Annotated in this window: 22 protein-coding genes; 9 read left to right on the top strand and 13 right to left on the bottom strand. The window is 63.0% G+C overall.

Annotation, left to right across the window (positions count from 1 at the left end):
• Positions 1–84: 84 nt before the first annotated feature.
• From NKJ12_RS00395 to NKJ12_RS00365, 7 genes are all read left to right on the top strand, one after another.
• A complete protein-coding gene (locus tag NKJ12_RS00395; RefSeq protein ID WP_352700931.1) occupies positions 85–1251 on the top strand; it encodes a diphosphate--fructose-6-phosphate 1-phosphotransferase in 1167 nt (388 codons plus the stop codon).
• 16 nt (positions 1252–1267) lie between these two features.
• Positions 1268–2014, top strand: a complete 747-nt coding sequence (locus NKJ12_RS00390; RefSeq protein ID WP_352700930.1) for an MBL fold metallo-hydrolase — start codon at positions 1268–1270, stop codon at positions 2012–2014.
• Positions 2015–2359: 345 nt separating this feature from the next.
• Entirely contained in the window at positions 2360–3898 is a 1539-nt protein-coding gene (locus NKJ12_RS00385) for a DegQ family serine endoprotease (protein ID WP_352700929.1), read from the top strand.
• Positions 3899–4026: 128 nt separating this feature from the next.
• Positions 4027–4638, top strand: coding sequence for a molybdopterin-dependent oxidoreductase (locus NKJ12_RS00380; protein ID WP_352480239.1), 612 nt, complete (start codon positions 4027–4029; stop codon positions 4636–4638).
• Positions 4635–5381, top strand: a complete 747-nt coding sequence (locus NKJ12_RS00375) for an FAD-binding oxidoreductase (protein WP_352700928.1) — start codon at positions 4635–4637, stop codon at positions 5379–5381. Before NKJ12_RS00380 ends, NKJ12_RS00375 begins: the two co-directional genes overlap by 4 nt.
• Positions 5382–5821: 440 nt before the next feature.
• Positions 5822–6028: a DUF680 domain-containing protein gene (locus NKJ12_RS00370; RefSeq protein ID WP_352700927.1), complete on the top strand. Its 207-nt coding sequence runs from the start codon at positions 5822–5824 to the stop codon at positions 6026–6028.
• 68 nt (positions 6029–6096) lie between these two features.
• Entirely contained in the window at positions 6097–6336 is a 240-nt protein-coding gene (locus NKJ12_RS00365; protein WP_352700926.1) for a DUF680 domain-containing protein, read from the top strand.
• A gap of 182 nt (positions 6337–6518) precedes the next feature.
• Here NKJ12_RS00365 and NKJ12_RS00360 read toward each other — a convergent pair whose 3' ends face one another.
• The 5 genes from NKJ12_RS00360 to NKJ12_RS00340 all read right to left on the bottom strand — a co-directional run bounded on the left by NKJ12_RS00360 (position 6519) and on the right by NKJ12_RS00340 (position 13076).
• Complete coding sequence (locus NKJ12_RS00360; protein WP_352700925.1) at positions 6519–7631, bottom strand: ABC transporter ATP-binding protein; 1113 nt, start codon at positions 7629–7631, stop codon at positions 6519–6521.
• Between the two features lie 25 nt (positions 7632–7656).
• Positions 7657–9321 carry a beta-galactosidase BglA gene (bglA, locus tag NKJ12_RS00355; RefSeq protein WP_352700924.1) on the bottom strand — a complete coding sequence of 555 codons (1665 nt, stop codon included), beginning with the start codon at positions 9319–9321 and terminating at the stop codon, positions 7657–7659.
• Between the two features lie 4 nt (positions 9322–9325).
• Positions 9326–10480, bottom strand: coding sequence for a carbohydrate ABC transporter permease (locus NKJ12_RS00350; RefSeq protein WP_352667393.1), 1155 nt, complete (start codon positions 10478–10480; stop codon positions 9326–9328).
• Position 10481: 1 nt separating this feature from the next.
• Positions 10482–11495, bottom strand: a complete 1014-nt coding sequence (locus tag NKJ12_RS00345; RefSeq protein WP_352700923.1) for a carbohydrate ABC transporter permease — start codon at positions 11493–11495, stop codon at positions 10482–10484.
• A 225-nt stretch (positions 11496–11720) separates the two neighbouring features.
• On the bottom strand, positions 11721–13076 hold the full coding sequence (locus NKJ12_RS00340) for an ABC transporter substrate-binding protein (protein WP_352700922.1): 1356 nt from the start codon (positions 13074–13076) through the stop codon (positions 11721–11723).
• Positions 13077–13437: 361 nt separating this feature from the next.
• On the opposite strand from NKJ12_RS00340, the gene NKJ12_RS00335 reads away from it, so the two are divergent.
• Complete coding sequence (locus NKJ12_RS00335; RefSeq protein ID WP_352480048.1) at positions 13438–14460, top strand: substrate-binding domain-containing protein; 1023 nt, start codon at positions 13438–13440, stop codon at positions 14458–14460.
• Between the two features lie 72 nt (positions 14461–14532).
• Here the strand turns inward: NKJ12_RS00335 and NKJ12_RS00330 are convergent, their stop codons facing one another.
• The gene (locus tag NKJ12_RS00330) at positions 14533–15441 is read right to left on the bottom strand and encodes a LysR family transcriptional regulator (protein WP_352700921.1); all 909 of its coding nucleotides are present in this window, start codon (positions 15439–15441) and stop codon (positions 14533–14535) included.
• Positions 15442–15522: 81 nt separating this feature from the next.
• Here NKJ12_RS00330 and NKJ12_RS00325 point away from each other — a divergent pair, with 81 nt between their 5' ends.
• The gene (locus NKJ12_RS00325) at positions 15523–16017 is read left to right on the top strand and encodes a DUF8737 domain-containing protein (protein ID WP_352700920.1); all 495 of its coding nucleotides are present in this window, start codon (positions 15523–15525) and stop codon (positions 16015–16017) included.
• Between the two features lie 57 nt (positions 16018–16074).
• On the opposite strand, the gene NKJ12_RS00320 is transcribed toward NKJ12_RS00325, so the two are convergent.
• The 7 genes from NKJ12_RS00320 to NKJ12_RS00290 form a co-directional block, all read right to left on the bottom strand.
• A complete protein-coding gene (locus NKJ12_RS00320) occupies positions 16075–16764 on the bottom strand; it encodes an anti-sigma factor (RefSeq protein WP_352700919.1) in 690 nt (229 codons plus the stop codon).
• Complete coding sequence (locus tag NKJ12_RS00315) at positions 16761–17321, bottom strand: sigma-70 family RNA polymerase sigma factor (RefSeq protein WP_352700918.1); 561 nt, start codon at positions 17319–17321, stop codon at positions 16761–16763. Before NKJ12_RS00315 ends, NKJ12_RS00320 begins: the two co-directional genes overlap by 4 nt.
• A 133-nt stretch (positions 17322–17454) precedes the next feature.
• Positions 17455–18294: an alkaline phosphatase family protein gene (locus NKJ12_RS00310; RefSeq protein ID WP_352700917.1), complete on the bottom strand. Its 840-nt coding sequence runs from the start codon at positions 18292–18294 to the stop codon at positions 17455–17457.
• 93 nt (positions 18295–18387) lie between these two features.
• Positions 18388–20058 carry an ABC transporter ATP-binding protein gene (locus NKJ12_RS00305; RefSeq protein ID WP_352700916.1) on the bottom strand — a complete coding sequence of 557 codons (1671 nt, stop codon included), beginning with the start codon at positions 20056–20058 and terminating at the stop codon, positions 18388–18390.
• Entirely contained in the window at positions 20058–20885 is an 828-nt protein-coding gene (locus tag NKJ12_RS00300; RefSeq protein ID WP_254816006.1) for an ABC transporter permease, read from the bottom strand. The genes NKJ12_RS00305 and NKJ12_RS00300 overlap by 1 nt, the downstream gene beginning before the upstream one ends.
• An 11-nt stretch (positions 20886–20896) precedes the next feature.
• The gene (locus tag NKJ12_RS00295; RefSeq protein ID WP_352700915.1) at positions 20897–21856 is read right to left on the bottom strand and encodes an ABC transporter permease; all 960 of its coding nucleotides are present in this window, start codon (positions 21854–21856) and stop codon (positions 20897–20899) included.
• Positions 21857–21872: 16 nt separating this feature from the next.
• Positions 21873–23459, bottom strand: coding sequence for an ABC transporter substrate-binding protein (locus NKJ12_RS00290; protein ID WP_352464554.1), 1587 nt, complete (start codon positions 23457–23459; stop codon positions 21873–21875).
• Between the last annotated feature and the right edge of the window lie 91 nt (positions 23460–23550).

The raw sequence follows: 23550 nt of genomic DNA, 5'->3' as shown, positions 1-23550 counted from the left end.
GCCTTCAGCGATCACTCTGCCGTTGCGCGATGCCGCAAGACAGGCGAATGTGCCTGCGATTTCATCGCCCGGGAGACGTGAACAATGGCCGGAACTTTTGTCATCGCGCAGGGCGGCGGCCCGACCGCCGTCATCAACCAGACCGTGGTGGGTGCTGCGCTCGAAATCCGCAAGCGGCATCCCGGCGCCAAGGTGCTGGGATCCATCCACGGCGTGCGCGGCATTCGTGACGGCAATTACGTCGATCTTTCCGCCATCCCCGAGGACCGCCTGCGGCTGATCGCGGCGACGCCGAGCGCCGCGCTTGGTTCGACGCGCGACAAGCCGGATGCCGCCTATTGCGACCTCATTCTCAATGGCTTGAAGAAAGCCGGTGCCGACGCCTTCATTTATATCGGCGGCAACGACACCTCGGGCACGCAGCAGATCCTCACCGACGCCGCCGGCGGCAAGATCGCCTTCGTGCATGCGCCGAAAACCGTCGACAACGATCTCGAGGAGAACGATCACACGCCCGGCTTCATGTCGGCGGCCGAGTTCGTCGCTGGAGCATTTCTTTCGGTTGATCTCGATTTCCGCGCTCTGCCGGGCATCTATGTCGGCATCGTCATGGGGCGGCATGCCGGTTTCCTGACGGCCGCATCCGCGGCCTGGCAGCTCGACCAGGACAGCGGCCCGCATCTCGTCTACGTGCCGGAGCGGCCGTTCTCGGCGGCCGGTTTCATCGACGACGTGCGCGCCACGCTCGACCGCCACAAGCGCTGCATCGTTGCCGTCTCCGAAGGCGTCAGCACCGCCGACGGCAAGGCGCTGGTCGAAAGCCTGGTGCCGCCGGAAAGGCTGGAGCGCGACCAGCACGGCAACGTCAAGCTGTCGGGCAGCGACCTGCCGGCAGCCTTGGAGCGCGCGCTCGCCGAAGGATTGCCGGGCAAGCGGGCGCGCGTCGATGCGCTCGGCTATATGCCGCGCGGCTATGTCGGCGCCATCAGCGCGGTGGACGCGCAGGAGGCCTTCGATGCCGGCGCCTTCGCCGTCACCGTGGCCGACGAGGGCGGCGGTTCCGTGGCGCTGCAATATGACGGCAAAAAAACCGTGCTGAAGAAGGTGCCGCTGAAGAACGTCGCCGGCAAGACGCGCCATATGCCGGATGATTTTATGCTGCCCGACGTCAACCGGCTGTCCGATGCGGGCATGGTCTATCTGAAGCGGCTGGTTCCGCGAAAGTACAAGATCGGCAAGCCGTTCGTCTGATGCCGGCCTTGATCTGATGGACAGCTGGTTCAGCAAAACCATCGTCGACGCCAAGACGACGATGCTGACCGAGCCCTTCGTGCATGATTTCGTGCGCGCCAACATCTGGCATGTGCGCGGCCGCGATGTCGACCTGCTGGTCGACACCGGCATGGGGATCTGCCCGCTGGCGCCGCAGATCGCCACGCCGGCCGGCAAGCCGCTGCTCGTCGTCGCCACGCATATCCATCTCGATCATGTCGGCTCGCTGCACGAGTTTCCGTTGCGGGCAGGTCCGCGCCACAGCGCCACGCAGTTCGACAGCATGGACGAAGCGGTGACCTACGCCTACATGTTCCATGATCTGGAAGGCGCCGTCTCCAGACTGCCGGCAAAGGGCTGGAAAGCGGCCGATTACAGGATTCCACCGGCGCCGCTGGACCGGATCCTGGACGAGGGCGATAGGATCGACCTCGGCGACCGGCAGTTCCGCGTCCTGCACCTGCCCGGCCACTCTCCGGATTCGATCGCGCTGTTCGATGAGGCAGACGGCCTGTTCTTCGCCGGCGACGCCATCTATGACGCCACGCTGATCGACGACCTGCCGGATTCCGATCGTGCCGCCTACCGCCGCACCATGCAGCGGCTGCTCGACCTGCCGATCCGGATCGGCCATGGCGGCCATGGACCGAGCTTCGACGGCAGGCGGATGCGCGAGATCGCCTTGGCGTATCTCAGGCGAACGGACGGGACAGCGGCACAGGAAGCCTTGGCGGGGCAGTGAGGGGCGGCCTGAAGCGATTTGGCTTGGGCAGCTATTTTGTTCTTGCTTTGTGCCGGCAGCTATGCTAGTAATTTGGGTATGGTGCTGATTTGCCCCAACGACCCGCCGCAAAGCGGGTTTTTGTCTTCGGGTTTCGGCGCCAGCCCGGCACGGCCGTTGCCAGCCGAAAATTAAATCTTCGTAACATTATCTGGAAACCATGATCGGCGCCCTAGATGCGGGGCTGTCGATCCGGTCGGCTGCCTGACAGGCGAGACAGGCAAGGCCGACGACCGACGCGCCGATGAATTGTTCCGGTGACGGAACGTTAGGGCGCTTCACCAATCTCTCGCCCGGACAACGGCCATGTCACCAATTCAGACCCTTCGCAGACATCGCGTCGCCGCTCTGCTGGGCGCAGCGTTGATCGTCAGCCCTTTCGCCCTGCCTCTCGCTCCCAGGCTGAATGATGTCCTGGCGGCAACGGTCACCCCTCCCGTCACCGGCATGACGGCGCCGAGCGGCTCGTTCGCGCCGGTCGTGGCGGCCGATAAACCGGCGGTGGTGACAATCACGACGGTCATGAAAGTACAACAGCCCGACACCATGAGCGACGCCTCTCCCTTTGGCGGAACCTCCCCTTTCGACGACTATTTCCGCCATTTCTTCGGTGACCAGGGATTGCCCGCTCCCAAAACACCGCCGGAACAGGCGCCGCGCACCGAGGCGCTCGGTTCAGGCTTCATCGTCGCCAGCGACGGCACCATCGTCACCAACAATCACGTTGTCGATGGCGCCCAATCGATCAAGGTGACGCTCGACGACGGCACCGAGCTTCCCGCCAAATTGATCGGCCATGACGCCAAGAACGATCTTGCCGTGCTCAAGGTCAAAGCCGGCAAGCCCTTGCCGACCGTCAGATGGGGTGATTCCGACAAGCTCATGCCGGGTGACCAGGTGCTCGCCTTCGGCAATCCTTTCGGCCTTGGCACCACGGTCACGGCCGGCATCGTCTCGGCGCGCGGCCGCGACCTGCACAGCGGGCCGTTTGACGACTTCATCCAGATCGACGCACCGATCAACCGGGGCAATTCCGGCGGCCCGCTGACGGATGTGAACGGCAATGTCGTCGGCATCAACACGGCGATCTTTTCGCCGAATGGCGGCAGTGTCGGCGTCGGCTTCGCCATCCCCTCCGACCAGGCGCAAAAGGTCGTCGCCAAGCTGATGAAGGGCGGCTCCATCCAGTACGGCTACCTCGGCGTCCAGATCCAGCCGGTGACGCCTGATATGGCGAGCGCCATCGGCCTCGATCACCCCGCCGGCGTGCTGGTCGCGCAGGTCAGCGACGGATCGCCGGCCGCCAGGGCCGGCATCGAGACCGGCGACGTCATCACCAGCTTCGCCGATCGCGACATAAAGGACCCAAGGGACCTGTCGCGCGCCGTCGCCGACGTTGCGCCCGGCACAAGGGAAACCCTCAATGTCTGGCGCAAGGGCCAAAGCCTGCAGATCTCCGTCGAGATCGGGCGCAACGAAGACGACATGGCAACGGGATCGGTGACCGGCGATCAGGGTCAGCCGTCGACGGAGCAGGGCCTCCGTGCACCGGCGCTCGGTCTCCGCCTGATGGATGTCACCCCGGATGTACGCCAGGCAATGAACCTGGCAGGCAACCAGCACGGCGCACTTGTCGAGCGCGTCGACCCGAACAAGGCGGCATCGGCTTCCGGCATCCAGCCCGGCGATATCATCGTCGCCGTCGACCAGCATCCGGTGAGAAGCGCCAGGCAGGCTAACCAGGCGATCGTGCAGGCTGCCAAATCCGGCAAGAAATCGGTGCTGCTGCTTGTCCAGCGCGGCGACGCCCAGATGTTTGTCGCCGTCCCCTTCGCCAGTGGCTGAGGCAGGCGCCGCGCTGCCAAGATCGATGGAGGGCATTGCCGGCCGAGCCAAGATTTCGGTTGCCCGCGCGCGCGTCTTCGAGAAAACTGACAAAGGTCGATTGGACCTTGCGCAAACGGATATTCTCGATGGCTACCCGAGGTTTCTCTTCCGGACGAAAGCCGCCGACAGATACGGGTGCACGTATCCCGCCGGGGCAATATCTCGAGCAAGGTTTCCCGGTCCTGTCGGCCGGCCCGACGCCGCATGTGCGCACCGAGGATTGGTCGTTCACGCTTAAGCACGGGCCGCGGCCGATCAAGAAGTGGAACTGGGCCGAGTTCAACGCGCTGCCCCTGACCAAGATGACGCGCGACATCCATTGCGTCACCGCATGGACCAAGTTCGACACGGCGTGGCAGGGCGTGCTGGTCGACGACATCCTTGCCGACGCCGGCATCGAGCCGCCCACCGCCTTCACGCTGGCGCTGGGTTTCGACGGCTATTCCACCAACGTGCCAACAAAGGATCTCACCGGCGGCAAGGCGATGGTGGCGCTGCTTTACGAGGGCAAGCCGATCACCCCCGACCATGGCGGCCCGGCGCGGCTGCTCGTTCCGCATCTCTATTTCTGGAAATCGGCCAAATGGCTGAACGGGCTGCAGTTCACCGAGCGTGACGAGCCGGGTTTCTGGGAGTTGCGAGGCTATCATATCTATGGCGACCCGTGGCGCGAGCAGCGCTACACGAACGATCCATGAGCGACGCACCGGCGGCGCAGTCGCCCTGGCAGATAGTCACCATCACCCGCATCCAAAAGCGCACGCCGCGCGTCACCAGCTTTTTCCTGCAGCCGTCGCGGCCCTTCGCCTACCGTGCCGGACAGCATGTCGATGTCAGGCTGACGGCGCCTGACGGTTATCAGGCGCGGCGCTCCTACTCCATCGCCTCGGCACCGGAGACCGGCGAGACCATCGAGCTGGCGATTGAAAAGCTCGAGGACGGCGAGGTCTCGCCGTTCTTTCACGAGATCGCGGCGGTGGGCGACGAGTTCGAATTGCGCGGGCCGCTCGGCGGCCATTTCGTCTGGTCCGACGGCGATGGCGGACCGCTCCTGCTCGTCGGCGGTGGGTCGGGCGTGGTGCCGCTGATGTCGATGGTCCGTCACCGGGCGATGCGGGGGTCGCTGGTTGCCGCCGCCCTGGTGGTTTCGGCGCGGGTCTGGGACGAGGTGATCTTTCGCGACGAGCTGATCGACCTCGCCGAGCGCCGGGATGGCTTCGATCTGGTGCTGACACTGACGCGCGAGCCGGCCCGCCGTCCGGCGGATTATGCGCGGCGGGTCGACGCCGCGATGATGGTGCAAGCCATGACCAGGCTGCCCGCGCCGCCGAAGCTGGCCTTTGCCTGCGGCTCGAACGCATTCGTGACGGCCGCCGCCGAGGCACTGATCGATGCCGGGGTGCCTGCGGCTCTAATCCGCACCGAACGCTACGGGGTCTGACCCGGTTTTGCTTGCCCGGTTGCTGCCTTTGTCGGCCGGCCTAAACGGGCCGAAAACCGGCGGAACGGCGAGGCGGCGCTTGGCTGAAATGGTTAACGATTCGACAAACAACCCCGGCTGCGACTTTTATCGGTTTAAAAAATCGAACCGAACGGTTCGTTTCTGTTGACAATGCGTGCAGGACGCTGTGAACGCTGCCTCCCAAGTCACCTTGCAGCCAGACCGAGGCGATGGGCTATCTCGCTGATATTAAATAATAAAAATGTGGCAGAGGGAATCCGTGGCACAATTTCAAGGTGTAGATTCTTGGTCCACACCAAACAACTTCGTGATTGGAAACTGGCCATTGGCTTTCCCACATCGGGGCGGTCCGAACGACGCGAACTCCTCCCAAGACACGCCGCTAGACGGACTGAGACTAAGATACTGGAGTATTAAAAATGAAAAAGATCGCTCTTGCCGCCGTCGCCGTTTTGGCCATCACCGGCAGCGCCTTCGCCGGCAGCGACAATTATGGTTCCAACGGAGCCAACCAGCCGGCTGTCGCGGTCGACAGCTCGTACACGGCCTCCCTCAAGAAGTCGGATCAGGCTGAAAAGCAGCCGGTCGGCCAGGGCGCCGATCGCAACCTCTTCGGCAACAACTAACAGCCGATCCCACCATCAAGGCGGGCGGGCATGCCCGCCGCTTTGATCCGAAATCCAGGAGTATCCAAATGAAAAAGATTGTTCTTACTGCCGCCGCTCTCTTGATTGCCGCCGGCGGCGCCTATGCCCAAAACGACAATGTTGGCGGGACCGACATCAATAAGCAGTCGACCGTCAATGTCGACAAGACGCAGACATATTCGGTGCGTGATAGCAACTCGCCGATTTACAAGTTGCTGAATTCGTCTGGCGATGTGCCCAAGTCCGCGCCTCAGGGCGCCGACCGCAACCTCTTCGGTAACAACTAGAGCAATTCCAGGAAAAGTGTGAAACGGTTTTCCGTCCGGAATTGCGTCAAAACAAAGAGATAGAGCGGTTCGGCGTTTCCGTGAAAACGATGAACCGCTCTAACAGCCGAACCGGAATTCCAGATAAGAGCGGCGGGCCATGCCGCCGCTCTTGTCTTTTGCGTGGCGGAAAAACGCCTGCCTCAAGCCGCCTTTGCTTCTGCTTCATGGAGCGCGAAGGAGTGTCCGTCCGCGTCGAAAATATGCAGGTCGCCGGCATCCGCCGTCAGCCGCATCGACGCCCCGCGCTTGACCTCGACATTGCCCGGCAGCTTGGTCACCAGCGGCAGGTCGGCGCGGCCGATGTCGACATAGACGAGTTGGACCTCGCCGAGTTGCTCGACATAGTCGACCGTCCCTTCGAACAAATAGTCGGCGCCGGCTGCGATCATCAGATCCTCCGGCCGCACCCCGAAGCTCACCGCAGCGCCTTTCGCCGAGGCAGGCGTTGCGATCGGCACCGTTGCCTTGCGGCCGCCGACATGGCTGACGACCGTCGGATTACCGGTCCTGTCGATCGTCGCCGGCAGGATGTTCATCGCCGGCGAGCCGATGAACTGGGCGACGAACAGATTGCCGGGCCGCTTGTAGAGCTCCATTGGCGTGCCGACCTGTTCGATATGGCCTTCCTTCAGCACCACGATGCGGTCGGCCAGCGTCATGGCCTCGACCTGGTCGTGGGTGACATAGATCATCGTTGTGGCGGGCATCGATTCCTTGAGCTTGGCGATCTCGATCCGAGTGGCGACGCGCAGCGCCGCATCGAGGTTGGATAGCGGCTCGTCGAACAAGAAGACCTTGGGATTGCGCACGATGGCGCGGCCGATGGCGACGCGCTGGCGCTGGCCGCCCGACATCGCCTTGGGCAGGCGGTCGAGATATTTGGTCAGCTGCAGGATCTCGGCCGCCTGGCGCACCCGCTTGTCGATCTCGGCCTTGCTTTCCTTGCCGATCTTCATCGAGAACGCCATGTTGTCGTAGACGGTCATGTGCGGATAGAGCGCATAGGACTGGAACACCATCGCGATGCCGCGCTTTGACGGCGGCACGTGGTTGACAATCTCGCCGTCGATCTTGAGCTCGCCTGAGGTGATCTCCTCCAGCCCGGCGATGCAGCGCAGCAAGGTGGACTTGCCGCAACCAGACGGACCGACGAAGACGATGAATTCGCCCGACTTTATGTCGAGGTCGACGCCGTGCAGAATGTTGAGATTGCCATATGATTTCCTCACTTGCCTTAGCGTGACATCGGCCATGGTACTCTCCAGTTCTTCCTTGAATTCAGTCGATACGCCCGAACCAGGCGCCATAGCCGCCGAGGCGGATAGTGCCGGCGCCAGTCTGTCCCGAAAACCCGTGTCCCGGCAAGGGCTGCAGTGAGCGGCCGCCAAGATCGACCTCGGCCGGCTTTGCGCCGAGATTGAAGGCGCAGACGATCTGCTCGTTGCCTTCGCGACGTGTGAAGGCGACGGTGTCGCCGTCGCTTTCAATGAACTCGATATCGCCCTTGGCCAGTGCCGGATGAGCACGGCGGAAAGCTAGGAAGCGCCGGTAGTGCTCGAGCAGTGAGCCGTCGTCGCCCTGCTGCGCATTGACCGCTTGCGCAAGGTGCTCGGCCGGCACCGGCAGCCAGGGCTTTGCCGTCGAGAAGCCGCCATTGCGGGCAGCGCCGTCCCAAACCATTGGCGTGCGGCAGCCGTCGCGGCCCTTGAATTCCGGCCAGAAGCGGATGCCGTATGGGTCCTGCAGATCCTCGAAGCTGAGTTCGGCCTCGCTGAGCCCGAGCTCCTCGCCCTGATAGATGCAGACCGAGCCGCGCAACGACATCAGCAGCGCGGAGATGACCTTGAGGTACGCGGTCGGGTCCGGCTCGCCGGCTGCCCAGCGCGAGGCAGGGCGCATCACGTCATGGTTGGAGAAGGCCCAGCACGACCAGCCATCGCTGGCCACCTTGCCGAACGTTTCCAGCACCGAGCGCACCTTTGCCGCGCTGATCTTCTCCGGCGCCAGGAAGTCGAAGGAGTAACACATATGGACGCGCTTGCCGCCGGCCGTATAGGCCGCCACGACTTCCAGCCCACGCTGCGAATCGCCGACTTCGCCAACCGCGGCCGTCGCCGGATATTCATCGAGCAGGGCGCGGAAGCGTTCGAGGAAGCCCAGGTTTTCAGGCCGGCTCTTGTCGTAGAGATGGTCCTGGTAGTTGTAGGGGTTGACGGCCGGCGCCGTCTGGTCGTTGCGCTGCTCGGGCGGCAGCGGCGGATTGTCTTCCAGGCCTTGGCTGTGGAAGTAGAAATTGATGGTATCGAGGCGGAAACCATCGACGCCGCGCTCCAGCCAGAAGCGGGTGACATCGAGCAGCGCGTCCTGGACCGCGCGGCTGTGGAAATTGAGGTCGGGCTGCTCGGCCAGGAAATTATGCAGGTAATATTGCTGGCGGCTGGTGTCCCACTGCCAGGCCGAGCCGCCGAAGATCGACAGCCAGTTGTTGGGCGGCGTGCCGTCCGGCTTGGCGTCCGCCCAGACATACCAGTCGGCTTTTGGATTGCTGCGGCTCGAGCGGCTCTCCTTGAACCAGGGATGGACGTCGGCAGTATGCGAGAGCACCTCGTCGATCATCACCTTGAGGCCAAGCCGGTGCGCCTCGGCGGTCAGCGCGTCGAAGTCCGCCAGCGTGCCGAACATCGGATCGACATCGCAATAATCCGACACGTCGTAGCCAAAGTCCTTCATCGGCGATTTGAAGAACGGCGAGATCCAGATGGCGTCGACGCCGAGCGAGGCGATATAGGGCAGCCGGCCGATAATGCCCCTGAGGTCGCCGATGCCGTCGCCGTTCGAATCCTGGTAGCTGCGCGGGTAAATCTGGTAGATCACGGCGCCTCGCCACCAGTCGCGATCGATAGCGAGATCGGGCTTCGGGGTGGCCTTCAAAGCGGATTGCATGATCTCAACCTCCTTTCACCGAGCCGGCAAGCAGCCCGCGGACGAAATAGCGCTGCAGCGAGAAGAACACGATCAGCGGCACGATGATGGTAACGAAGGCCGATGTCGTCAGGATCTCCCAGTCGCCGCCGCGTGAGCCGAGCAACGCATTGAGCTTGGCGGTCAGCACGATCTGGTCGCCCTCGGTACCAAGGAAAACCATCGCCACCAGCAGATCGTTCCACACCCAGAGAAACTGGAAGATGGCGAACGAGGCCAGCACCGGGAACGACAAGGGCAGCACGATCTTGACGAAGATCTCGAAATCGCTAGCGCCGTCGATGCGCGCCGACTCCATGATCTCGCGTGGCAGGCCGGCGATATAGCTCCTCAACAGATAGATGGCGAAAGGCAGACCGAAGCCGGTATGCGCCAGCCAGATGCCGAGATAGGTCTTCGACGGCACGCCGAAGAAGCTGCCGACGCCATTATAGAGCTTCAACAGCGGGATCAGCGACATCTGCAGCGGCACGACCAGGAGGCCGATGATGACGGCGATGAGCAGAGCCCGGCCAGGAAAGCGCATCCAGGCCAAAGCGTAAGCGGCGAACGCGGCGATCAGGATTGGAATGACAGTCGCCGGAATGGTGACGGTCAGCGAGTTCATGAAGGAGCGGCCGATGCCTTCCGAAAACAGCACCGTGTCGTAATTGTCGGTGGTGAATTTCGGCGGCGCCGAGGAGGCGTAATAGACGCGCTGGCCGCGTTCGCTTTCAAAAGCCTTCGGCGAGGTCATGACGAAACTGCCGTCGGCATTGAGCTGCAGGGTCACGCCGTCGCCGAGATCGGCTGTCGTGCCGGCGGGATATTGCGTCGGCGCTGCCGACTTGACGCCGAAGGCGCTGATGTTGCGGGCAGGGCCGTCGCCGAAGATATTGCCTTGCAGAACGAACTTGCCGTCCTTCTCGACCTGCGCCGAGGCGGGCGGCAGCCGTCCGGCTTCCGTCTGGCTGGAACTGGTGAACGAGTTCCACCAGCCAGAAGCGATGATCTGGTCCTTGTCGCGCAGCGACGAGACCAGAATGCCGAGCGTCGGGATCGTCCAGATCGCGACGAAGATGAAAACGGCGATATGGACGCCGAAACGGCTGACAAAGGACTTTCCGGTCGAGACAGTCATCTCAATGTCCTTCCGTCTCTCTGTTCGCCTGGCGGATGTTCCAGACCATGATCGGAATGACCGCTATCATGATGATGATGGCGATGGTGGCGCCGCGGCCGAAATCGCCGCCGCCGCGGAACATCCAGTCGAACATCAGATTGGCCAGCACCTGGCTGTTCCACTGGCCGTTGGTCATGGTCAGCACGATGTCGAAAACCTTCAGCACCAGGATGGTGATGGTGGTCCAGACCACGGCGATGGTGCCCCAGATCTGCGGCACCATGATCTTCCAGAAGATCTGGAAAGGGTTGGCGCCGTCGATGACGGCGGCTTCCAGCGTCTCTTCCGGAATGCCGCGCAAGGCCGACGACAGGATGACCATGGCAAAGCCGGTCTGGATCCAGATCAGGATGACCATCAGGAAGAAGTTGTTCCAGAACGGCAGCGATATCCAGACCTGCGGCTGGCCGCCGAAATACTGGATAATGGCGTTGAGCAGGCCGATCTGTGTCTGGCCCTCGCCGCGATACTCGTAGATGAATTTCCAGATGACGCTGGCGCCGACGAAGGAGATGGCGAGCGGCAGGAAGATCAGGCTCTTGGCGATGGTGCCCCACCAGATCTTGTCGGTGAGCACGGCGATGATCAGGCCGAGGAAGGTGCAGGCGGCTGGCACCACCGCCAGCCACATGATGTTGTTGAGGATCGAATTGCGGAACTCACGGTCGCCGAACGCCCATTGATAGTTGGCCAAGCCGACGAAATGGGCGCCGCCGCGATCGAGGAACGACAGCCTCAGCGTCTCCACCACCGGGTAGATCAGATAAATGGTGAGGATGATCATCGCCGGGCCGACGAACAGCCAGGGCCGGATCACCCCCTGCCGGCGCAGATTGTCGATCGCCGCCTTGCCGGAAACGCCGCGTGCCGGAAAGATCGTGTCGAGTGCCTTGTTGGCACCCCAGAAATAGGCGACGCAGCCGCCCACGCCGATGATGATGACGAATATCGCCGAAAAAATCTGAGCCGCCATGGGTCCCTCCCCCTGCGCACGGATCCGCCAGTCGAGAATGGCTCTGGCGACGGGATCATGCGCCGATTCAGTTGTCTGGAGCGCGACCAGCCGAAAAGCAGGTCACTGGGCGCGCGTCATGCCGGAATGCGTCGTGCTCACGACAATCGACGCGACGCCAAGCACCGAAGAAGGTCCGGGCCGTTTGAGGCCCGGACCGCATCACATGGGACTCGAGCCGGCCGCTTACTTGATCGCGTCCCAGCTTTTCTGGATGTCGGTGGCGACGTCCTGGGCGGACTTGCCACCGACAAGGTCGATCATGCCGGTCCAGAAGGCGCCGGCTCCGATCTTGCCCGGCATCAGGTCGGACCCATCGAAGCGGAAGGTCGAGGCGTTGGCCAGGATCTCGCCCTGCTTCTTCAGCGCGTCGCTGGCATAGGCATCCTTGTTGACCGACTTGAACGGCGTCACGAAGCCGCCCTGTGCCATCCAGATCTCATGAGCGAGCGGCAGCTTCAGGAATTCGATGAAGGCGCGGGCACTCTTGCTATCTTTGGTGATCATGGCCAGCGTGCCGGCGCCGAGCACCGGAGTGCCGAGCTCGGGCTTGGAGGCGTAGGACGGGTAATAGAAGAAGTCGGCATCCTCGCCGATCTTGGTGCCTTGCGGGAAGAATGTCGGGATGAACGATGCCTGGTGGTGCAGATAGCATTTCGGCGGCACCGAGAAGAGGCCCTTCGGGCTGTCGCGGAAATCGGTCGCCGCAACCGCCTTGGCGCCACCCTCGACCATCTTGTCGTCGGTCGCGATCTTGCCGAAAATGTCGATGGCGTTGACCACGGCCGGATCGTTGAACGGAATTTCGTTCTTCACCCATTTGTCGTAGGTCTCGGGCGTCTGGGTGCGCAGCATGATGTCTTCGACCCAGTCGGTCGCCGGCCAGCCGGTGGCGCCGCCCGAACCAAGCCCGATGCACCATGGCGTGCCGCCGTCGGCGATGATCTTCTTTTCGAGCTCGGCAAGCTCTTCCTGCGTCTTCGGCACCTTGTAGCCGGCTTCCTCGAAATTGTCCGGCGAGTACCAGACCAGCGATTTCACGTCGGCTTTATAAGGAAAGGCGAAGAAGCCGGGCTTGCCGTCCTTGTCCTTGAAGGTGCCGAGGTCGACCCAGGATTGGCCGGCGCCGTAATTGTCCTTGACCCAGTTGGCCGTGTCGTCGCCGAGCGGCGTCAATAGGCCCTTCGATGCCAGATCCTGGATCAGGCCCGGCTGCGGCAGCACGGCGATGTTGGGCGGGCTGCCAGCCTGCGTGTCGATGACGATCTGCTGCTCGTAATTCTCCGACGAGGAATACTTGATCTCGGCGCCGGTGGCTTCGGAGAAGTAATCGAGAACGGTGCGGATAAGCCCTTCGTCCTCGCCGCGCCACGGCCCGAAGATCGTCAGTGTCTCGCCCTTGAGGTCGACCTTCTTGAGCTCTTCGTAGTTGGCCCAGTTGAAACGGGGATCTTCGCCCGGCTTGAACTTCAGTTCGGCTCGCGCGGGCATGGCTAGGGCGAGCGTGGCAAACGCAGCGCCCAGCAGAAGCATTTTTTTCATCGGTATTCCCTCCCAGTGGTGACAAACACCGAACGAAACCTCCATTCCGTCCGCCGGCGCCGCAGGACTGTGACTCAGTCGGAAAGGAACTGCAACCTTTCGTGGAGTCTTCCAAAGCGCTTTGGTCATTTTGATCTCGCCACTGAATTGATCGCGAGTCAATAGGAAGGCAGGCTAATCGATTTAATTTTTGCGACCGGGTGCTGGCAAAAGTGCGCTGCAGCACAGTTTTCTGGCGGTGCAGCAGCAAATTCGGCTTCAAACCGGTCCGAACCGTGCGTATGGTCACTGCGCTCGGCAACGCGGTTCGTAGGGCCAGATCGTTTCAGATTAAAAGCGCTTTGAGGTTTGGAGGCCTCCGGTGAACCTCAAGCAGCTCTCCCACATGCTAGCGCTTTCGCAGACCACGGTGAGCCGCGCATTGAACGGCTACCCGGAAGTCAACGAGGAAACGCGCCGGCGGGTGGTCGATGCCGCCAAGCGTCATGGCTATCGCCCCAATCCGAGCGCCCGCCGGCTGGCGACCGGCAAGACCGGCATGATCGGCTATGTGCTGCCGACGGGAGCGACCGTCGATATCGACCCGCATTTCGTCGAGTTCCTGTCCGGCCTCGGCGACTATGCGCGTTCGCACGAGCTCGACCTGGTGCTGTCACCGGCCGATGCCGACGACCAGGAGACGACCTACCGCCGCATTGTCGCCAACCGGCAGGTCGATGCGGTCTATATCTCCTCGCCGAGGCCGGCCGACCGGCGGGTGGCGCTCGTCAATACGCTCGGCATTCCCTTCATCGTCCATGGCCGCAGCGAAGGCTTCGATTTCGACTATCCCTTCACCGACATCGACAATGAGGGCGCCTTCCACGAGGCGGCGCGGCTTCTCGTCCAGCTCGGTCACAGGCGTCTGGCGCTTATCAATGGCGACGATCGCGAGACCTTCGCCATACATCGCGAGCGCGGCGTGCGGCGCGCGCTTGCGGCAAGCGGCCTGGTGCTTCGTGATCAGCATGTCTGTTCCCTGACAATGACCGAGGAGAACGGCTATCGCGCCGCCAGGCGTCTGCTGGAACAAAGCGACGCGCCGACGGCGATCGCCTGCTCCAGCCTGATCATGGCGCTCGGCGTGGTGCGCGCGGTGCGCGATCTCGGCCTGACCATTCCGGGCGACCTGTCGCTGATCGCCCATGACGACGTCTTTCCCTGGCTGAAGCCGGAAAACTTTTCGGTGCCGCTGTCGACGACACGTTCGTCGATCCGCCTGGCGGGCGCACGCATCGCCGAACGGCTGGCGGCGCGGATTTCCGGCCTGGAGGAGGGCGCTCGCGGCGAGGTCTGGCCGGTCGACCTGGTGGTCAGGGGATCGGTAGCCGGCGCCCCGGCCTAGGGGCATAGCTCAATACGGGCGAGGTCGTTGGCGGCTGTTAGCCAGCGCGAGCATTTGGCGTGCGTCCTGGTTTCAGGCCGCGGATTTGAGGTGATCGATGAAGGCGCGCAGCTTCGGCAGGACTTGGCGCTTGCCAGGATGGTAGAGGAAGACACCCGGCGTCGTCGTGGCGATGCTGTCCAGCACCGACTTGAGCTTTCCTTCGGCGATCGGACCTTCGGCGAGTGGTCGCGGCGTTTGCGCCAGCCCAACGCCCCGCATCGCAGCCCCGACCAACGTCGAATAGTCGTGCGCGATCAGCGGGCCTGAGACGATCGCTTCGATGGCGCCGTTGCCGTCGATGAACGACCAGGGCGCGATGGCGCCATTCGAGCGGCGCAAGCGTAAGCAGGAGTGGTGGCGCAAGTCGTCGACACGCTCGGGACGACCGTGGTGCTCAAGATAGTCAGGGCTGCCGACGACTACGAACGAGAACGGCGGGGTCAGCCGCACCGCGACCATGTCGGCGGCGATGAGTTGCCCGAGGCGGATGCCGGCGTCGAACCCACCGGTCGCGAGATCGACCATTTGGTCGCTCACGGCGATCTCAAGTTCGATCTCAGGATAGGCTTGGCAGAACGACGCGAGCACCGGCTCCAGCATCAGCGGCACGATGGCGCGGGGTACAGACAGGCGCAGTAGACCGGTCGGCCGTTGGCCGATATCGCGAGCCGCCGCGCCGGCCGCAACGAGCTCCTCGAATGCAGGGCCGGCACGGTCGAGGAACCGCTGGCCAGGTTCGGTTAAACCAACGCTCCGCGTCGTGCGGACAAACAGCGCCGTGCCCAGACGAGCTTCCAGCGCGCGCACCGCTTGGCTCACGGCGGACGGCGTCACGCCGAGATCGGCGGCGGCACGGCGGAAGTTACGGCGCCTGGCGACGGCCAGGAACGCCTCGACGCCCTCCAGCGCACCATGTCGGACTGTGTAGTTCTGCTTCATAGGTTGTTGTGATTACACCGGATAGTCGAACTACGGTAGCAGGCTTAAAGCCGCGTGAACCAACTGTTGAGAGTAGGCCAAATGTCCACGGAAATGGTGTTCCAAACCCATCTTGTTCTCGGCTACGTCGCGTGGCTGCTTTGCTTCGGCGCGTACGGTTTGCCGTGGCTCAGGTCGATGGACCGGGTCGCAGCGCAACGCGCTATCGCTACGCTGCACAGCTTCCGATTCTTCGGGCTCGTCTTCCTCGTTCCGGGCGTCGTAAGCCCCACTTTGCCCGCCAATTTCGCCGTGTTCGCCGCCTACGGCGATTTCGCGACTGGCATGCTGGCCATGCTGGCGCTGCTCACGGTGAGGATATCCCCGCTCTTCTGGCCGTTGGTCGTCGCCTTCAACTTCGTAGGGACGGTCGACCTCGTCGTCGACTATTATCACGCCATTCAGATCGGCCTTCCTGCACGCGCGGGGGAACTGGGCGCCACCTACGCGATCCCGATCATCTACGTACCGCTGCTGATGATCACACACATCGCCGCGTTCTATTTTCTGGCACGTCCTCGGCAAAATGCGACTTGAGCGGGCTATTCCTTGGCCGCCTCGGCCGCTTTGGTGTCCAGCAGGCCAAAACCGAAATCATTGTCGCGGCCCTTGGGGCCGAGATCCCTCGCCGTGTTTCCTTCCCTCCAGCGCAGCTTCGGTGAAAGGCTGGGCGGCAATAAGGCCAAGCAGTTTCTGATAGTCGGCGGCGGTCTTGGCCGGAACGCCGAGCCGGAAAACGCCGTCGGCGGTAGGCCCGCCGGCGATCGTCAACTGGTTCTGGTCGAGAAAAGCGACGATGTCGGACAGCTTCGCATCCGGTTTGAACTTCACAAGGGCAAACGGCATTTTGGCCAGATCGTCGTCCGATCCGGCAATCTCGAAATCGCCATCTCTGTTGCCGGTCTGCACAAAGGATTGCGCGACGACCAGGGCCAGCAGCACCGCGGCCGCGGCCCAGGCAATGCCGGCGGGCACCGCCAGGAAGCGGCTCCAGGCCTGCGCCAGCCAGGACGATGCCGCCGGCCCGCGGGCGGGGCCGGCCTCGGCATCGAGCGCCTTGGCAAAGCGGCTGAGCGCATCGGCAGGCGGGCGGATTGCCTCGTTTGCGGCAGCGGTGCCGGAGAATTCGGCCTCGGCCTCGCCTAGTGCGGCCATCGCCGCCGGATCGCTTGCCAGCCATTCCTCGATGGCTTCGAGCTCGGTGCCCTCCAGCGAGCCGTTCAGATAAAACGGCAGCAGCATTTCCATTTCGTCGCGGCGCGACATCTTTTCGGCGGCGCTCATGGCCACCCCCTGTCGTAACCGGCGGCCTTGAGGGCTTCGCCGAGTTTCTTGCGGGCATAGAACATCCTGGTCTTGACCGTGGCGACCGGGATGCCGAGTACCTCGCCGATCTCGCTCACCGATTGCCCGTGATAATAGGCAAGGTCGATCACCGTACGGTGCTCTTCCGGCATGACATCGGTGAAGCGTCGCAAGGCAGCGGCCTTGTCTTCTTTCATCGTCACGACTTCCGGCGTGTCGGCACCGTCGGCGAGCTGGGGCCGCGTCATCGTCGTCGATCCAGTCTTCCTTCTTCTTGCGCAGCAGGGACAGCGCCTTGAAGCAATGCCGAGCAGCCATGTCGAGACCTCCGAGCGGTCCTCGAAGGCCGGCGCCTGCCGCCAGAGTTCAAGGAATACCTCGTTCGCAATATCGTCGGCCTTCAGTTCCGATCCCGTCTGGCGTGCCGCGAAGCGGTAGACCCGCGCGTGGTGGCGCATGAACAGGAGCCGCACGGCGGCACGGTCACCTTTCGCGACCCGCTCGACGAGCGCGCGATCGGTCTCCGCGGCAGTCATCGCCGGTCGAGCCGCCTGGCTCCTGCCTGCTCTGTCGCTGATCGGCCCAAAAAGGTTCACCGCATCCGCCCGTATATTTGCGGAGGCTAACTGAAGAGCGGGAGCGTTGCCAGAGGGAGAAGAGGGCGCGCGCTCAACTCAGGAACGGCTCTGCCTTCATGGTGACCGGCACCGGCACGCCGAGGCGCGCAAGCACTGTCGGCGCGAGCTGCAGCTGATCGAGCAGCGTATTGGCCTCCGGGCCTTCGCCGGATCCGAAGTAATAAAGTGCGAAATCCTGCATCTCTTCGTCGTGGCCACCGTGATGGCCGCGATCGGTCTGGCCATGATCGGCGGTGACGACCACCTCGTAGCCGGCCTCCCGCCAGCGCGGCAGGAAGCCGGCGAGCATGGCGTCTATTGCATAGACGGCATGATCCATCTCGCGGCAGTCATGGCCGAACCGGTGGCCCATCGAGTCCAGCGTGCAGCTGTGCAGGATGCCGTAGTCGATGCCGTAGCGCCTGGTCAGCATGGTCAACGTCGCGAACAGGTCGACGTCGCTCGGCGTCATCTGGTTGCTAGCGTTGTAGCCGGTCATGGTGTGGAACCGGCCATGGCTGATCGGCCTGCCCGGCTGGTCGAACTCTATGTCCTCGACCAGGTCGAACGGATAGGCCCGGAAGAATTCGGACCAGTAGGAATGGGTGACCGCACCCGTCTTGCCGCCGGCCCTGCTGACTTCGGAAAAAATATCCGGCTGTTCGACGCGAAACCGGTTCTCGTTGGACAGGATGCCGTGCACTTGAGGCGGCACGCCGGTGTGGATCGAGGCATAGCAGGATGCCGAGGTCGACGGCAGCACGGAGCGCATCTTCCACACGCGCGCGTCGCCGGATTGCACCCAGCCTTCGAGATTGCCCATCAGCCGTCGCCAGTTCCGGTAAGGCACGCCGTCTAGGATGATGAGCAGAAGTTTTGTGTTGAGCGCCAAGGGCGCCTCCATGCGGCTCGATCGGAAAAGTCAGGGCGGGCCTGCCGTTCAATCCACGCCCGGACAGGATCGTCGGGCGCAACGGGCAGCCCGCTAGTTCCCCGCGCTGGCCATGCGCCGTCCCTTGATCGCTTTCTCTAACCAGCCGATCTCCATTTCGGGCACCGACGACAGCAAAAGGTCTGTGTAGGCGTCGAACGGCGGCGTCAGAACCTTGCTCTTGGGGCCGTAGCGCACCACCTCGCCGCGATACATCACCGCGATCGAATCGGCGATCGACTTCACTGTTGCGAGATCATGGGTGATGAACAGATAAGCGACGTTTTCCTCTTTCTGCAGCTCGAGCAGCAGCTCCAGTATGCCGTGGGCCACCAGCGGGTCGAGCGCCGAGGTCACCTCGTCGCAGATGATCAGCTTCGGCTTGGCGGCGAGCGAACGGGCGATGCAGACGCGCTGTTTCTGGCCGCCCGAAAGCTCGGCGGGATAGCGGTCGACATAGCCTTTGCCCATTTCGATCTTGTCGAGCAGTTCGGCGACGCGTTTGTCGCGCTCGCGCCCGCGCATCCCAAAATAGAATTCCAGCGGCCGGCCGATGATGGTGCCGACCGTCTGGCGCGGGTTCATCGCCACATCGGCCATCTGGTAGATCATCTGCAATTGGCGCAGATCCTCTTTCGGCCGGTCGGCAAGCCGGTTGGCGAGCGGACGACCGTCGAAAGTGACGGTGCCCTGTTCGGGCGGCAAGAGGCCGGTTATGGCGCGCGCCAGCGTCGACTTGCCGGAACCGGACTCGCCGACCACCGCCAGCGTCTGGCCCGGGAAAATATCGACCGAGACGTTCTTCAGCACCTTGATGTGGCTGCGGCCATAGGCAGCGGTGATGTTCCTGACCGACAGGAACGGGCTCGTGCCGGGCTTCTGCTCCTGATGTTCGATCTCATGCACCGAAACCAGCGCGTTGGTGTACTCCTGGCGCGGCTCCTTGATGATCTGGCGCGTGCCGCCCCATTCGACCAGCCGGCCGTGGCGCAGCACCATGATCTCGTCCGAGACCTGGGCGACGACGGCAAGGTCATGGGTGATGTAGAGTGCCGCCACATGCGTGTCGCGGATGGCATCCTTGATCGCCGCCAAGACGTCGATCTGCGTCGTCACGTCGAGCGCCGTGGTCGGCTCGTCGAAGACGATCAGGTCGGGTTCCGAGCACAGCGCCATTGCCGTCATCACGCGCTGCAGCTGACCGCCCGACACCTGGTGGGGGAAGCGCTCGCCGATGCTTTCGGGGTTCGGCAGGCTGAGCTTCTTGAACAGCGCCACGGCGCGCTTTTCGGCTTCGGCCCGCGTCGCCGTGCCGTGCAGGAGTGCTGCCTCGACCACCTGGTCCATCAGCCTGTGCGCCGGATTGAAGGCCGCTGCCGCCGATTGCGCGACATAGCAGACCTCGCGGCCGCGCAATTTGCGGAACCCTTCATTGCCGCCCTTCAGGATGTCGCGGCCATTGAGGATGACCTCGCCGCCGGTGATGCGCACGCCGCCGCGGCCGTAACCCATCGACGACAGGCCGATGGTCGATTTGCCGGCGCCGGACTCGCCGATCAATCCGAGCACCTTGCCCTTTTCGAGCGTCAGCGAGACATCGTGCACCAGCACGATGTTCTTCGGCGCCTCGCCCGGCGGATATACCGTGGCCTCGATGCGCAGATTGCGGATGTCGAGCAGCACGCCGGACTTCGGTTGCCCGGGCTTCGGTTGCTTTTCGGCCATTACCCGCGTCCTCCCTTCAGGCTTGTCGTGCGGTTGAGCACCCAGTCGGCGACGAGATTGACGGAAATTGCCAGCGCTGCGATCGCCGCCGCCGGAATGAGGGCGGCGCCTATGCCGAAGACGATGCCATCCTTGTTTTCCTTGACCATGCCGCCCCAATCGGCGTCCGGCGGCTGCACGCCAAGACCGAGGAAGGACAGCGTCGACAGGAACAGCACGGCATAGATGAAGCGCAGGCCGAGTTCCGAAACCAGCGGCGACAGCGCATTGGGCAGGATTTCGCGGAAGATGATCCAGCCGCTGCCTTCGCCGCGCAATTTGGCCGCCTCGACGTAATCCATGACGTTGATGTCAACGGCGACCGCCCTCGACAGGCGGTAGACGCGGGTCGAGTCGAGAACGCCCATGACCAGGATCAGCGTCACCAGATTGGATGGCAGCACCGACAGCACCACAAGCGCCATGATCAGTGTCGGGATCGACATCAGGAGATCGACGAGACGCGACAGAAGCGTGTCGAACCAGCCGCCGAAAACCGCCGCCGAGAAGCCGAGGATGGCGCCGAGCGAGAACGACAGCGCGGTCGCCAGCACCGCGATGAAAAGGGTGATGCGGGCGCCATAGATCATGCGCGACAACAGATCGCGACCGAGATTGTCGGTGCCCAGCCAATGCGCCGCCGACATTGGCTCCCAAGGGACGTCGCTGACGATCTCGGCATTGCCGTGCGGCGCGATCCACGGCGCAAAGATCGCCGCCAGCACGAACAGCGCCGTCAACACCAGTCCGACCAGCGCCGGGATGGGGATGCGTTTGATGACGAGCATACCCGACCCCCTCATTTCGGATGTCTGAGGCGCGGATTGGCAACGATTGCCGCAATGTCCGCGATGATGTTCAGGCTGATGTAGACGGCGGCAAAGATCAGCCCGACCGCCTGCACCACAGGCACGTCACGCTTGGTGACGTGGTCGACCAAGTATTGCCCCATACCCGGATAGACGAAGATCACTTCGACGACGACGACGCCGACGATGAGATAGGCGAGATTGAGCATGACGACGTTGATGATCGGTGCAATCGCATTGGGGAAGGCATGCCTGCGAATGACGGCGAAGGCCGACAGCCCCTTGAGCTCCGCGGTCTCGACATAGGCCGACTGCATGACATTGAGGATCGCGGCGCGCGTCATGCGCATCATGTGGGCGAGCACCACCAGGGTCAGCGCCGCCGCCGGCAGTGCTATGGCCTGGATGCGTTCGCCGAACAGCATCCCCTCATAGACGGTGGAAATGGCGGGAAACCATTGATGTTGCACTGCGAAGAAAAAGACGAGCACATAGCCGACGAAGAATTCCGGGAAGGACGTCGAGGCCAGCGCCAGTCCCGAGATCAGCTTGTCGACCCAGCCATTGCGGTAGCGCACCGCGATCAGCCCGAGGATGATCGCCAGCGGCACCGCGACGATCGCCGCCCAGAAGGCGAGGAACAGCGTGTTCCACAGCCTTCCCTTGATCGAGGTTGCGATATCCTGACCGCTCGACATAGCCGTGCCGAGATCACCGGTCAGGATGCCGCCGAGCCAGCGAAAATAACGGATGTAGGCGGGATCATTGAGGCCGAGCTGCTCGCGCAGATTGGCGAGCGACTCCGGTGTCGCCGACTGCCCGAGAATGGCTTGCGCGACGTCGCCGGGCAGGATCTGCGTGCCGGCGAAGATCAGGACCGAAACGGCCAATAGAAGGATGATGCCCAGCGCAATGCGCTGGGCCACCAGTTTCACGATGGGTGAGGACATATCCGCAAGGCCGGGCTCAGGCTTCGAGCCAGCACTTCGCCAGAGCATATCCGTTCATCAACTCCTGATGCGGATCATCCACCCAGCCGGCAACCTTGGCGCCCGTCGCGTCGATGAACTGATTGAACATCGGCAGGATCAGGCCGCCCTCGTCGCGCACCATCACAGCCATGTCGTGGTACATTGCCTTGCGCTTGGCCTCGTCGAGCTCGGCGCGAGCCGCCAGCACCATCTTGTCGAAATCCGGACGCTTGAACCGTGTGTCGTTCCAGTCGGCCGTCGACAGATAGGCGGTAGAGTACATCTGGTCCTGCGTCGACCGGCCGCCCCAGTAGGAGGCGCAGAACGGCTGCTTGTTCCAGACTTCCGACCAGTAGCCGTCGCCCGGTTCGCGCTTGATCTCCAGCTTGATGCCGGCCTTGGCCGCGCTTTGCTGGAACAGCTGTGCGGCGTCGACGGCACCGGGGAAGGCGACGTCCGACGTCCGGAGCAGGACGGCACCGTCATGACCCGATTTCTTGTAGTGGAACTTGGCCTTGTCGGGATCGTATTTGCGCTGCTCGATCTCGGTGAATAGCGGGTACGATGCATTGATCGGGAAGTCGTTGCCGAGCGAGCCATAGCCGCGCAGCACCTTGTTCAGCATCTCCTCGCGGTCGATCGCCAGCTTCAACGCCATGCGCAAGTCGTTGTTGTCGAACGGCGCGGTGTTGCAGTGCATGATGAAAACGTAGTGGCCAGGTCCCGAATGGTTGCGGATGGTGACGCCGGGCACGCGCTTGATCAGATCGACGATCTTCGGCTCGACGCGGTTGATCATGTGGACCTGGCCGCCCTGCAGCGCCGCCGTACGCGCCGTGGCGTCGTTGATGACGATGATCTCGATCTGGTCGGCATGGCCCATCTTGTCGCCCTGCCAGTAATTGGCGAAGCGCTCGCCGCCATGGCGCACGCCGGGCTCGTTGGTAGTGACCTTGTAAGGACCCGCCGAGATACCCGCATCGGCCTTATCCTTGCCGCCGTTCGGCTGGATGATCAGGTGATAATCGCTAAGCAGATAGGGAAGATCGGCATTCGGCTCCTTCAACGTCAGCACCACTTCCTTGCCGCTGGCCTTTATGCTCTCGATGCCTTTCATATAACCGAGCGCGCCGGACTTCGACTTCTCGTCCGAATGGCGTTCGAGGGTGGCGGCCACGTCCTCTGCAGTCACCTTCTTGCCGTTGTGGAACTCGACGCCATCGCGGATCTTCAGCGTCCAGGTCTTGGCGTCGTCCGACGAGCCGATCTCCTCGGCAATGCGGTTCTCGAGCTTGCCTTCAGGAGACAGTTCGACAATCAGTTCGCCCCACATCTTGCCGAAGGCGAACGGCACCTGCGTCATGAACAGCGCCGGATCGAGACTGTTGGTGGACTCGCCACCGACCAGGCCGGCCTTGAGCGTGCCGCCCTTGACCGGACCCGCCGCGCGGGAAGCGCTGGATAGCAGCGAATTGGCGAAGGTTGCGGTGACGCCAAGCGCCGCTGCCCGGCCGAGAAAATCGCGACGGCTCAGCTTGCCGGACGCAACGCGCCGGCTCAGATATTCCAGTTCGTTCGACATGTTAAGTTCCTCACTCTGTTGGTCCGACCTTATGGTCGTTTTTTCTCATTTCGATCGGGAGAATAATGACCGTAAGGGAAAGCGGTAAGCA

The organism is Mesorhizobium sp. M0195 (assembly GCF_040322115.1).
Taxonomy (GTDB): domain Bacteria; phylum Pseudomonadota; class Alphaproteobacteria; order Rhizobiales; family Rhizobiaceae; genus Mesorhizobium.
The sequence above is the reverse complement of the archived record's forward strand: the minus strand, read 5'-3'. Positions and strand labels throughout refer to the sequence as shown.